The organism is Pedobacter sp. G11, from assembly GCF_003860265.1.
Classification (GTDB): Bacteria; Bacteroidota; Bacteroidia; order Sphingobacteriales; family Sphingobacteriaceae; genus Pedobacter; species Pedobacter agri.
Genome location: NZ_CP034190.1, coordinates 3932894 through 3945235, shown reverse-complemented (window position 1 = coordinate 3945235; position 12342 = coordinate 3932894). Strand labels below are relative to the sequence as shown.

The 12342-nt window shown below is 39.8% G+C and carries 8 protein-coding genes; 3 read left to right on the top strand and 5 right to left on the bottom strand.

The window, feature by feature from the left end:
* Window positions 1-37 precede the first annotated feature (37 nt).
* The 3 genes from EA772_RS16915 (at window position 38) to araA (ending at window position 4329) form a co-directional block, all read left to right on the top strand.
* Window positions 38-1738 (top strand): ribulokinase, encoded by a 1701-nt coding sequence (locus EA772_RS16915; protein ID WP_124914236.1) that lies wholly within the window; start codon window positions 38-40, stop codon window positions 1736-1738.
* Window positions 1735-2433 (top strand): L-ribulose-5-phosphate 4-epimerase, encoded by a 699-nt coding sequence (locus tag EA772_RS16910; protein WP_010600647.1) that lies wholly within the window; start codon window positions 1735-1737, stop codon window positions 2431-2433. The genes EA772_RS16915 and EA772_RS16910 overlap by 4 nt, the downstream gene beginning before the upstream one ends.
* Before the next feature lie 405 nt (window positions 2434-2838).
* Window positions 2839-4329 (top strand): L-arabinose isomerase, encoded by a 1491-nt coding sequence (gene araA, locus EA772_RS16905; protein ID WP_116168341.1) that lies wholly within the window; start codon window positions 2839-2841, stop codon window positions 4327-4329.
* A gap of 115 nt (window positions 4330-4444) precedes the next feature.
* On the opposite strand, the gene EA772_RS16900 is transcribed toward araA, so the two are convergent.
* The 5 genes from EA772_RS16900 to EA772_RS16880 all read right to left on the bottom strand — a co-directional run bounded on the left by EA772_RS16900 (window position 4445) and on the right by EA772_RS16880 (window position 12299).
* Window positions 4445-5461, bottom strand: coding sequence for a zinc-binding alcohol dehydrogenase family protein (locus tag EA772_RS16900; protein WP_124914235.1), 1017 nt, complete (start codon window positions 5459-5461; stop codon window positions 4445-4447).
* Window positions 5462-5588: 127 nt separating this feature from the next.
* A complete protein-coding gene (locus EA772_RS16895; protein WP_010600644.1) occupies window positions 5589-6377 on the bottom strand; it encodes an SDR family oxidoreductase in 789 nt (262 codons plus the stop codon).
* A 97-nt stretch (window positions 6378-6474) separates the two neighbouring features.
* Complete coding sequence (locus EA772_RS16890; protein WP_124914234.1) at window positions 6475-8778, bottom strand: DUF5703 domain-containing protein; 2304 nt, start codon at window positions 8776-8778, stop codon at window positions 6475-6477.
* A 27-nt stretch (window positions 8779-8805) separates the two neighbouring features.
* Window positions 8806-10233 carry a sialate O-acetylesterase gene (locus EA772_RS16885; RefSeq protein WP_124914233.1) on the bottom strand — a complete coding sequence of 476 codons (1428 nt, stop codon included), beginning with the start codon at window positions 10231-10233 and terminating at the stop codon, window positions 8806-8808.
* Between the two features lie 80 nt (window positions 10234-10313).
* On the bottom strand, window positions 10314-12299 hold the full coding sequence (locus tag EA772_RS16880) for a glycoside hydrolase family 127 protein (protein ID WP_246833981.1): 1986 nt from the start codon (window positions 12297-12299) through the stop codon (window positions 10314-10316).
* Between the last annotated feature and the right edge of the window lie 43 nt (window positions 12300-12342).

Sequence of the window (12342 nt, the reverse complement as noted above, 5' to 3'; positions counted from 1 at the left end):
AAATAAATAAACGTTAATTTGACGATTATTTATTGTTATGAGCACAGCAAACTATGTAATTGGTGTAGATTACGGGACGGATTCTGTTCGGTCCGTTCTGGTAGATACCGCCAACGGAAAAGAGATATCGGCTTCCGTTTTTCTTTACCCACGATGGCAAAAGGGTTTATACTGCAAGCCGTCCATTAATCAATTCAGACAACATCCTTTAGATTATATTGAAGGTTTAACCCACACAATTAAAGATTGTTTGGCAAAAGCTGGCGAATCGGATATTGCGCAATTGGTTAAAGGAATTTCGATAGATACTACAGGCTCTAGTCCGGTTGCAGTTGATGCAACAGGAACGCCCCTCGCATTAACGCCAGGTTTTAAAGAAAACCCAAATGCCATGTTCGTGCTCTGGAAAGATCATACAGCGGTTAAAGAAGCTGCTGAAATTAATGAACATGCCACTAAATTTCCGGTTAACTATTTAAAATATGTAGGTGGAATTTATTCTTCGGAATGGTTCTGGTCTAAATTGTTGCGCATTTTAAGAATTGATTCTTCAATTAAACAAAATGCACAATCATGGGTTGAGCATTGCGATTGGATTCCATTTTTACTCACTGGCGGAACAGATGTTTCGACCATGAAACGTAGTCGCTGTGCTGCCGGGCATAAAGCGTTATGGGCAGAGGAATTTGATGGCTTACCTCCGGAAAACTTCTTCAGTAGCCTTGATCCGCTTTTGGCTGGGTTTAGAGATAAACTTTTTGTAGACACCTATACTTCTGATGTTTCAGCCGGAACATTAAGCGAAGAATGGGCAAACACGTTAGGATTAAATACTAATGTAGTAATTGGCGTTGGCGCTTTCGATGCCCACATGGGTGCCGTTGGTGGCCAAATAGAACCTTACTATTTAAGTAAAGTAATGGGCACCAGCACTTGCGATATTTTAGTGGCACCCAACCAGGATTTGCATGGGAAATTGATCAACGGAATCTGCGGGCAGGTAAACGGATCTGTTATCCCGGGTATGGCTGGCTTAGAAGCCGGGCAATCAGCTTTTGGTGATGTTTATGCCTGGTTTAAAAACTTAATCAGCTGGCCATTAAATCATTTACTAACTGAATCTGATTTAATTGATGAAGCAACTGCCATTGCGTTAAAAGATGAACTGGAAAACAAAATCATTGCTAACTTGAGCAAACAAGCAGAAGCATTGGAAGATGACGACTATGCAGAATTAGCGATAGACTGGCTTAACGGCAGACGTACGCCTGATGCCAACCAGGAGCTTAAGGGTGCGATAACGGGTTTAGGTTTAGGTACCGATGCACCAAGATTTTTCCGTGCCTTAGCTGCTGCAACTTGTTTCGGAGCAAAAGCAATTGTCGATCGTTTTAAAGAGCAAGGCGTCCCGGTAAAAGGAATCATTGGCATTGGTGGTGTAGCTAAAAAGTCATCCTACATTATGCAAATGATGGCCGATGTTTTAGAAATGCCGATCAGAATCCATCGCTTTGAACATACCTGCGCTTTAGGTGCAGCCATGTTTGCCGCTGTTGCAGCAGGCATTTATCCTACCATAGAAGATGCTATGGCCGCAATGGGAACCGGGTTCGAAAAAGAATATACGCCAAATGTTAAAAAGAAAAAAATGTACAGAATGCATTATCAGCAATATTTAGGCTTAGGCAGGTACTTAGAGCGTTATAATAAAAAAGACGTAAAACCTTATTTATCATGAGCAACTATCAGGATATAAAAGAGCAGGCTTACCTGGCCAATATGGAATTACCTAAATTAGGATTGGTATTGTTTACTTTTGGAAACGTAAGTGCGGCTGATCGGAATAAAGGCGTTTTTGCCATCAAACCTAGTGGGGTGCCTTATCCGGAATTATCGGCCGACAAAATGGTGATCGTAGATTTCGATGGCAATACTGTCGAGGGAAATTTGCGCCCATCATCTGATACCAAAACTCACGCTGTTTTATATAAACATTGGGAAGATGTTGGTGGCATTGTTCACACACACTCAACTTATGGAACAGCCTGGGCTCAGGCTCAAAAAGCCATTCCAATTTACGGAACCACGCATGCAGACCATTTAACGGTTGATATTCCATGCGCACCGCCGATGGATGATGCCATGATTAAAGGTAATTATGAATACGAAACCGGTTTTCAAATTATGAACCATTTTGAAAACCTTGGACTAAGCCATAAAGAGGTGGAGATGATTTTAGTAGGCAACCACGCTCCTTTTACCTGGGGAAAGACAGCTGAAAAAGCGGTTTACAATAGCGCCGTGTTAGAAGCGGTAGCGCAAATGGCGTTGTTAACGCAACAGATAAATCCGCAGGCGCCGAAGTTAAAAGATTCTTTAATTGAAAAGCATTATGAGCGAAAGCATGGTTCAAGTGCTTACTACGGACAGTAATAGTAAAAACTTTTATCATGCTGAGGCACGAAGCAGTTTAACAAAATAGGTCGTCCAAAAACTCAGACTGACAGTTCTTTTAAATATTGAATAGAAAAGAATAACAAGTTGAAAAGCAAGTGTGGTGATACTTCGGTTACGAAAGTCCCGCCATTTGCTTTAGCCCAGCAGAAAAAGCTGGGGCTGCCGCTCCTGTCGGGTTTAAGATTGTATGGTTTACCTAAGTTAAACAAACCTGATTGAAGTGAGCATGAAGTCCCAACCTTTGGTTGGGCGAAATAAAACGGAAAGCAGGACTATCTTGAGCTATGAAACCAGAAACCTGCTTTACAAAAAATGAATAAAATTTAGTTAGCTGTTATTTTAGTTAACCGATAAAACAATAAGCAATTAAACAAGTATAAAATGATTGATTTAAAAAAATTACAAGTTTGGTTTATAACGGGTACACAACATTTGTACGGTGAAGAAACCTTAAAACAGGTGGCAGACAATGCACAACAAGTAGCAGACTCATTAAACCAGAACGGAAATATTTCGGTCTCGGTAGTTTTTAAGCCGATTGTAAAAACCACAGAGGAAATTTTTGAGACTTTACAACAAGCCAATATTGATGAAAATTGTATCGGGGTAATTACCTGGATGCACACCTTTTCGCCCGCAAAAATGTGGATTAGAGGCTTGAATGTTTTACAAAAGCCTTTGTTGCATTTGCATACGCAGTTTAATCGTGATATTCCGTGGAACACTATCGATATGGATTTCATGAATTTAAACCAAAGTGCTCATGGAGACCGTGAATTTGGTTTTATGGTTACGCGTATGCGTAAAGATCGTAAGGTTGTGGTTGGACATTGGCAAGATGAAGAAGTAGCAAAACAAATTGATACCTGGTGTAGAGCGGCAGCTGGATGGAACGATTGGCAAGGTGCAAAATTTGTTCGTTTCGGCGATAACATGCGCTTTGTAGCGGTTACTGATGGAGATAAAGTTGAAGCCGAGATGAAATTTGGGTTCGCGGTAAATACTTATGGCATAGGGGATTTAGTAGCCGTAATTAATGCAATACCTGAGGATGCCATTCAAGGTTTACTGAATGAATACGAGGAAACTTATGAAATGGCTGAAGATTTAAAAGCTGGTGGTGCCAGACATCAATCGGTTTATGATGCAGCTAAAATTGAATTGGGTTTACGGAAGTTTTTAGAAGATGGTGGCTTTAAAGGCTTTTCTGACACTTTTGAAGATTTGCACGGCATGATTCAATTGCCAGGAATTGCAGCGCAGCGTTTAATGGCTGATGGTTATGGGTTTGCAGGCGAAGGCGATTGGAAAACAGCGGCATTGGTTCGTGCCTGTAAAGTGATGGGTGCTGGCTTGCCTGGCGGAAATGCCTTTATGGAGGATTATACATACCATTTCGATCCTGCTAATTCAATGGTTTTAGGTTCGCACATGCTAGAAGTGGATGCCAGTTTGGCATCAGGTAAAGCAAGTTTGGAAGTTCATCCATTGGGCATCGGCGGAAAAGCAGATCCAGCCCGTTTGGTATTTAACGTTTCCGGCGGTGACGCTTTAAATGCATCTTTGATTGACATGGGAAATCGTTTCCGCTTATTAGTCAACGAGGTAACTGCTGTTGAAGCTGAAAATGATTTACCTAATTTGCCAGTTGCCCGTGTGCTTTGGAAACCACTTCCAGATATGAAAACAGGTTGTGCGGCCTGGATTTATGCTGGTGGTGCTCACCACACTGCTTACAGCCAGAATTTAACTACCGAACACCTATTGGATTTTGCAAACATTGCAGGTTTAGAATATGTGAACATTGGCGCCGATACCAAAATCAATCAATTCAGAAACGAATTGCATTGGAATGAAGTGGCGTACAAATAAAATACAAGCTCTCAATTAAATCTTAAAAGCCGATAGTTTTTTCAAATTATCGGCTTTTTTATTTTTTAAAAGAAGTTGCATGAAGCTGGTCGTTGCGACGTCATTCCGCAGAAATTTAGTCAATACTTACCATTGCTTTAATTACACCATTTTTTGGATCCAACCAGGTTTCAAATTCATCCTTTACTTGGTCAAATTTTACCTGGTGAGTAATGTAATTTGTAGGATTTACCAAACCAGCTTTCATTGATTTGATCACGTGTTCGAAATCTTCAATAGTTGCATTTCTGCTGCTCATTAAAGTTGATTCGCGTTTATGAAATTCCGGATGATTGAAAATTAAATCTCCTTTCTGCAAGCCGATTAATACAAACCTTGCACCATGCGCCATGTAATTAATTGCATTGTTAATTGCCTTTTGATTTCCAGTTGCATCAATTACCACCGTTGGCATATCACCGTTGGTAATTTTGCTAAGTTGTTCCGTAACATCAGCTGAAAGCGCATTTACCACATGCGCCACCTTTAACTTGTCTTTGCAAAAAGCCAGGCGGTCTTCGTTAATATCTAATGCAATTACATTAGCGCCGGTAATTCGGGCAAATTCCATGGTTCCTAAGCCAATCGGGCCGGCGCCAATTACCAGAACAAATTCGCCAGCTTGAATATCCGCTCTTCGAACGCCATGCGCACCAATAGCTAAAGGTTCAACTAAGGCTAAATCGTCGAAACTTAAACCGTCGCCATGTAAAAGTGTTCTCGACGGCACCTGAAGATACTCACGCATACCTCCGTCCACATGAACGCCACAAACCTGCATTTTAACACAGCAATTTGGTTTATTCATACGGCAGGCAATGCATTCACCACAATTAAAATATGGGATAAAGGTAACGGCCTCTCCTATCTTAAAACCCTCGGCACCATCAGTTTCCACCAGTTCACCAGATAACTCATGTCCTAAAACTCTCGGGTAGTTAAAAAAAGGTTGTGTGCCCTCAAAGGCATGTAAATCAGTCCCGCAGATCCCAATTCGTTTGATTTTTATAATAGCGTGATCTTTTTTCAATTCAGGTTTCTCAGTTTCTGAGTATTCAAAGGTACCGGGAGTTGTACAGGTAAGGGTTTTCATTATTAATGATAGAATTTTGAATGATAGAATGAATGATTTTCGTCATTGCGAGGCACAAAATAATCTCATAAGTTTATTAATGAGAGATTGCTTCGTGCCTCGCAATGACGACCGCCAATTAAGTATTTTATGCGTTTGCCAATGCTCTGTCCAAATGAACATAACCACCATCGACATGGATAATTTGTCCGGTGGTGTGGCTCGATTTATCAGACATTAAAAATGCAGTCATATTTGCGATTTCTTCAGCCGTAGTCATTCTGTTTTCCAAAGGAATTTTCGAAGTGATTTCATCGAGTTTTGCCTGAGCATCGGATAAGGTTTCAATCCAGGTTTCGTAAGCGGGTGTCCAGCATTCTGCTACCACAACGGCATTAACACGAATGCCGTATTTTAGTAATTCAACTGCCCATTCGCGGGTGAGTGCATTTCTACCACCATTTGCTGCAGCATAAGCTGAGGTATTTCCTTGTCCGGTTTCTGCGGTTTTAGAGGTAATGTTTACGATTGCACCTTTGCTTTTGATCAACTCAGGCAAGGCATGATGTGCCATTAAATAATAATGTACCACGTTTTTATGGAGTGAGGCCATGAAATCATCATAATTACCATTTTCTAAACCTACACCATCGTTTACACCAGCGTTGTTCACTAAACCATCTATCCTACCGAACTGATTTATGATTTCGGCAACAACTTTTTTGCAATCATCTGGATTAGATAATTCTGCCACAAACTGAGCTGCTTTACCACCTTGTTCTTCAATTGCATCTACAACTTTTTGATTATCGTTGGCTTTTCTACCTACAATAACAGCAACAGCATTTTCTTTTGCAAAAACTTCTGCAATGCTTCTACCAATGCCTTTTGCTGCACCAGTGATAATGATTACCTTTTCTTTTAAATTTAAATCCATATCTTTTTTAATTATCGCCTCGTCACCTTGATTTTTTTTTCAAAATCTTTTTATTAAGATGCTGAAATGAATTCAGTATTAAGACTTGGCCAGTCATTTATTTAATCATATTTATTACATCTGCCTTTCTAAATTCCGGAAGGACTTTTAAACTTTCTATTTTTCCGTTTTTCAATTCTACCTCAACAGTGGTTTGATATGGTGCATGTAATTTGAAATGCACATCCCAATCCGCAGGCCAGGCAGGAAACAACATAATCTTCTTACCATCAACCTGCATTAACATTTCCTGCAAACCAATCATGCCCGAGCCGCCCCAATTATGGTCAGGTGTCCAATCGAAACCCGGTCCCCAAAATGCTGGAAATCTTCTGCCGGAGTCTTTCAACTTTGCAGTCGTCAATTTTGCAGCTTCTTCGGTTAAACCTAATCTTGCGGCAAAAATGTTATCTTGTTTCCAGCCCACATGACTTCTAAATTTTAAAACATCGGTATCTAATTGATACGTATTTATTGCCGTATCTAAACCGGGCTTGCCCAAACCATAAATCCCCCATGGATACACCGGGTACAATTGCGGACTTTCGGTATTGTTGATGCGCTCCCAAAGTTTTGCTGGTGCGATGGTTGATTTTCTCCCGGATTCTCCATCAAACTCGCGAAAGCTAATTGGTGGAATGGTTCTGAGCATCTCTTCCCAATCACTCTTTTGTTTTGCTGATAAACCAGGATGTGCAATCAATCTTTCTAAAACCGTTTTTAAGGCTGCAATTGTGGAGGTTGAGTTGTAAGCCATCTTATAGGTTTCCGCTCCCGAACCTGGATAAAGAACCAAATGGCCATTAGCATCCAAAGCTTTAGCACCCCGCTGTTTAGCCAGATAAGTATAATGTTCTTTGAAAAAAGTCAATGAGCTTTCAATCAAAGGAAGGTATTTTTCAATATTCGCTCCACCGTATCTTTCTGTTTCCAGAATCATCATGCAAAACTCTAAAACGGTATCCCACTCATATTCCAGCCAGGCGTTGTATTCCATGCCTTTGTTAAAATCAGCAGGACGCTTCCATCCATATTCTGCAGGATTTGGCAAGCCGAAGTTTTCCAGTTGCTCCGTAAAACTAGCACCCTTATGCCCCCAAGCCGATTCGGTTCTGATTTCCGCATTTTTTAATAAATCAAGATAGAAATCAAACTGAGGCTTCATCATATCGAAATCGCCACTTTTTAGCATGGGCCAGTAGACTAAACGTTGATTTTGAGCGGTATGGGTTCCACCTCCCCAATTTCTAAAATCAGGTGTATATTTTAAAGCAGTATCTGTGAGTTGAGGATCAAATGTAAATAACCCACCGTTAAATTTGGTTGGGTATTTACCGAAGGCATTGCAACCCAACATGTATCGAAACAGCTGATAATTTTCTGATGACTGATTGGCTAGCTCGCTTTTCGAATTGATGTAAACAAAACTTCTTTTCCAGTAATCGTTCCACCATTTTATGCTGGCTTTTTGGGTTGAATTTCGTTTTATTGAATACAGTTCCTTTTCCCAATTTTGAATACCAGCTTTGCTTATATTTAAAGCAATAGTGATTTCTTGCGATTGCGATGGCATTTTACTTTTTAATTTCCACGATTGAAAAGGTGTACTCAAATAAGTTCCAGCCTCATTTCCCGCTGAAACCATATTCTTTCCCTCCATCAATCCTCCAAAAATCAGGTTTCTTATAGGGTTGTACAATTCGGCTTTTCTATCTGCTAAACCTTGCTGATTTACGGCAACATCAAAAACGGTTTCTGCTTTGTTTTGATGATAAAACTGAATGCCATTATTTTCAAAAGCAATTTCATCTTTTGCCGTTTTCACGAGGCCTTGAGGCGCCCATTTGTACGAATTTTGATTATTTTCTTTACCCTTTGTGATTCTATCTTCAAAACGCCAACTTTCATAACTTGCCTCTGTCGTAATTTTTTGCTTAGATTTTACATTTACGTGGATCACCGGATTAAAAACATCAACCCAAACCTTAATTTGAATATCTGATCCATCAATTTGGGCATAACCATCTTTCAGAATCAGTTCTTGTTTAAAAGTTTTCCCCTCAAAAGGGTCAGAACTGAATTTTAGCTTTACCCGACCGAGTTTGAGCAATGTATTATTTTCATCAAATGTTCCGCTTCGAGATAAATAAAGATAAACCTCGCCTTTTTCTACCCAAAGATTTAAACCAATATCGCCACCTCCAACAGGCATCGATTCTGATGATTTTTGGCTTTGCGTGTTCCATATAACGTTTTGTTGTGCCTGAGTTGTTGGAATGAACCACCAAAACAAAATGAACACAAAAAAGAGATTTACATTCTTTGTGAATTTTAAATATTTGAAAACCGTGTTTTTCGGCATTATTCTCTTTATTTCAATTAAGTTTTGTTAATTATCCCAATCATCCGTACGAAATGAGGAAACCGGCAAACCATCATTTCCAAATAGATCGCCAACTACGAAATCTTTAAACGCATAACGTACTGCAACCGGGTTTTTCACCTGTTCAGATGTTACAGTTACGCTGCTTCCTGTTATTGCAGCTTTCGCCGGGTAAAATTTCTTGTCTGTGCCCGCCACCTCAAACAAATTAAGTTCTTTACCGAATGAAGTTAACCCATTTTGTATATTTTGAAACTTTATAACGGCTTTATTTTTATCAATGGTTAGAGATTCGTAAGTTGGACTTAACGCACCGAAGCCTTTAATCCCGTAGGTTTGTGCCAAAGCAAGATAAGCCAGTCTTTCTCCTCCTTGTTTTTTACCTGCCGGATGAATTGATTTTTCTTCACCAATATCCATTAAAACAGCCATGCCTGAATTTGGGATTTTCGATAAAGATTTTCGCTGCGCATCCCTTAAAAAAGCTGAATTGAATTTGCCTCCCACGTGATAAGGTGGCAACTGAGCATAATTGTAAGGGGCAATTTGGGCATAAAAGAATGGAAATTCACCATTATCCCAATTTTTCCGCCAGGAAGACACCATCGCAGGAAACAATTCTTCATAACGATCTGGTCTTTCATAATTAGATTCACCCTGGTACCAGATGGCTCCTTTGATTCCATAACCTATTACCGGATAAAGCATCCCGTTGTAAAGCGTTGTTGGCGTTCTGCTTACTTCTTTAATGGTATCTCCTTTTGAGGGGATTTTAACTTCAGGAAACGCTTTCAAATCTTCGGGCGACATCCAGGCCTCGATAGAAGATCCACCGTAGCTATCATTGATAATCCCGATAGGAACATTTAACATCTCACTCAACAAAGAACCAAAATAATAAGCAGTGGCGCTGAAATTAGAAACCGTTTCAGGTGCTGCCTGTTTCCATGCTGATGGCTTACTGTTATCTTGGCGCTCGGTAATCGAAGAACGTGGAACAGTATATAGTCTGATGTTGTTATTGGCAGACTTTAAAATCTTTTCATTTGAACCTATAATCGGTTGACTTTTGAAACCTTTCATGGGCATCTCCATATTCGATTGGCCGCCACAAAACCAAACCTCACCAATTAAAACATCATTTAAAATTAACTTCTCCCCATCATTGAATTCAATACGATAAGGTCCGCCAGCTACAGGAGTAGCCACTTTAATCTTCCATTTCCCATTCTGGTCTGTAGTAACCGAATAGTTTTCTTTATTCCACGAAGTGATGATTTTTACCTTGGTTGAGGGTTTTGCCCAACCCCAAATGGCGACATTGCTTTGTTGCTGCAAAACCATGTGGTCAGTAAAAATAGATGCCGGTTTAACTGTTGCCGATGCTATGATGCAAAAAGCAAAGTTCAAAAGTATCGTTAGTCTTAATTTCATTTATCTTTCTTTTTTCGTCATTGCGAGGCACGAAGCAACCTTTTCAACTATTGCTTTGTGCTCGCAATGACGATTTACTTTTATTTACTTACTGGCAACCAAACCGACATTTCCGAATGGCCGCGATTGCCCCATGCAAAATAAGGCACCAATTTAATTTCAGCTTCATTATTATTGTTATTAACCGGGCGATACAAGACATTTTTCCAACTATCCGGCTCAACAATTTTAGCATTTCCTACCAAACTCATCATTTCTGCACCATCGATGCTAATTGGCTTTGCTTCAAATTTTGTTGATGTTGGGATGAATGCATTAAAAATACTTTTACCAGGCAAATCAGTAGATTCCAGGCAGTACACAATCGGTCCGCGTTTTACCGCAATTTGATTTCTATTTTCTTCAACCAAAGGATTAGCTTCAATCAAATTAGCCTCCATCGGGAGATTTAATTCTATTACATCGCCTTTTTTCCAAACACGATTTATTTCTGCGTAGGTTCCTGAAATCGCTTTGATATTTTCTGGTTTTCCATTGATGCTGATTTGAGCATTCTGAGTCCAGGCCGGAATTCTAAGAAATACTGAATACGGTTTATTTGCAATTTCTTTTACCGAGATTTTAATATTACCATCCCAGGGATAATTGGTTTCTTCGGATAAAGAAATTTTACTCCCATCAGCTAATTTAGTAGTTAAGTTATTTCCGCCATATAAATTGAACCACAAACCTTTATCAGAAACACTGTAGGCATAATCGCTTACTTCGGCAATTGTTCTCACTACGTTTGGCGGACAACAATTTGATAGACCAATATATGGCACTCTATCTTTCGACCAGCGCTGTTTGAAGGGCAAATCATTCGACTGCGCCAATGGATTAGTGTACAAAAAGTTCTTTCCATCCAGGCTGATCCCCGATAAAACACTGTTATGCAAAGCCAATTCCATTACGTCTGCATATTTGGCGTCGCCGGTAATTTGCAGCATTCGCCAGTTCCAAAGCACGTTTCCAATGTTAGCGCAGGTTTCATTATGAGCCGTGAAATTCGGCAACTGGTAATCGCGACCGAATGCCTGGTGAATTTTCTGCACATCTACTGGATTGTATGAAGTTCCATCAGGAGATGTTCCATCGTATAAAGAGCCTAGGCCCCCTGTAATGTACATTTTATGGTTTTGCACATCATTCCACATCAAGTTCAATGTATTTAGAAGCGAATCTTTGCCTGTTTCTGCATATAAATCGGCAACGCCCGCGTACAAATAACTTGCCCTAACAGCATGCCCCATTGCTTTTGTTTGTTGCAGAAAAGGAATTCTATCCTGATTATCATCTGTTCCATCATCAATCTTACCCTTAATGGCAATTAAATGTTGGGCCAGTTCTAAATAACGAGGGTCGTTAGTAGTACGGTACATTTCTACAACGCCCATGTAATGAGATGGACAAATGGCGTTTCTAGCCAATGTTGGCGATGCGGATTTATAAAAATTATAAAGATAATCCGTAGCTTTTTTGGCAATGTTTAATAGCGTTGTTTTTCCTGTTGCCCGATAATGGATGCAACCGGCCGTCATTAAGTGTCCAATATTATATGATTCAAAACTTAACCTATCCTGAAATTGATTATTCGAACCTGTTTTTCGTTGTTCTATCATCGCTTTAGTGTAGATGTAACCATCTTCACGTTGAGATTTCCCAATAACGACGATAGCCTTATCCATCATTTCATTCAATTTTGGATTTTTTGTCGAAGCATATAGACTCGCAACAGCTTCTAAGATTTTATAATAATCTCCATCGTGGAATGAAGGGCCAGAATGTGAACCCGTATCTAATCCAGCTGCAATTTCGAAGTTTTTAAAAGCATGACTAATTTTTGGGTCGTTATAAATTGCCCACATATTCGGCACCATGGTTTCAGTTGCTACTTTAAACCTATCTGCCCAAAATCCTTTAGTCCAGATTACATCGCTCATGTTTACGCTATGCAGCTTTGCGTATTTACTTTTAGAAGTATTAACAAGCGCCTTATCTTGTGCATTAACCAGCATAAATGACATGTTTAAAAAGATTATGAATGCAAACTTTATATTCATCCTATTG

Excerpts from the sequence above, each read along its gene's own strand:
- EA772_RS16915 (WP_124914236.1), top strand. The coding sequence starts at position 38 with ATGAGCACAGCAAACTATGTAATTGGTGTAGATTACGGGACGGATTCT.
- EA772_RS16910 (WP_010600647.1), top strand. The coding sequence starts at position 1,735 with ATGAGCAACTATCAGGATATAAAAGAGCAGGCTTACCTGGCCAATATG.
- araA (WP_116168341.1), top strand. The coding sequence starts at position 2,839 with ATGATTGATTTAAAAAAATTACAAGTTTGGTTTATAACGGGTACACAA.
- EA772_RS16900 (WP_124914235.1), bottom strand. The coding sequence starts at position 5,461 with ATGAAAACCCTTACCTGTACAACTCCCGGTACCTTTGAATACTCAGAA.
- EA772_RS16895 (WP_010600644.1), bottom strand. The coding sequence starts at position 6,377 with ATGGATTTAAATTTAAAAGAAAAGGTAATCATTATCACTGGTGCAGCA.
- EA772_RS16890 (WP_124914234.1), bottom strand. The coding sequence starts at position 8,778 with ATGCCGAAAAACACGGTTTTCAAATATTTAAAATTCACAAAGAATGTA.
- EA772_RS16885 (WP_124914233.1), bottom strand. The coding sequence starts at position 10,233 with ATGAAATTAAGACTAACGATACTTTTGAACTTTGCTTTTTGCATCATA.
- EA772_RS16880 (WP_246833981.1), bottom strand. The coding sequence starts at position 12,299 with ATGTCATTTATGCTGGTTAATGCACAAGATAAGGCGCTTGTTAATACT.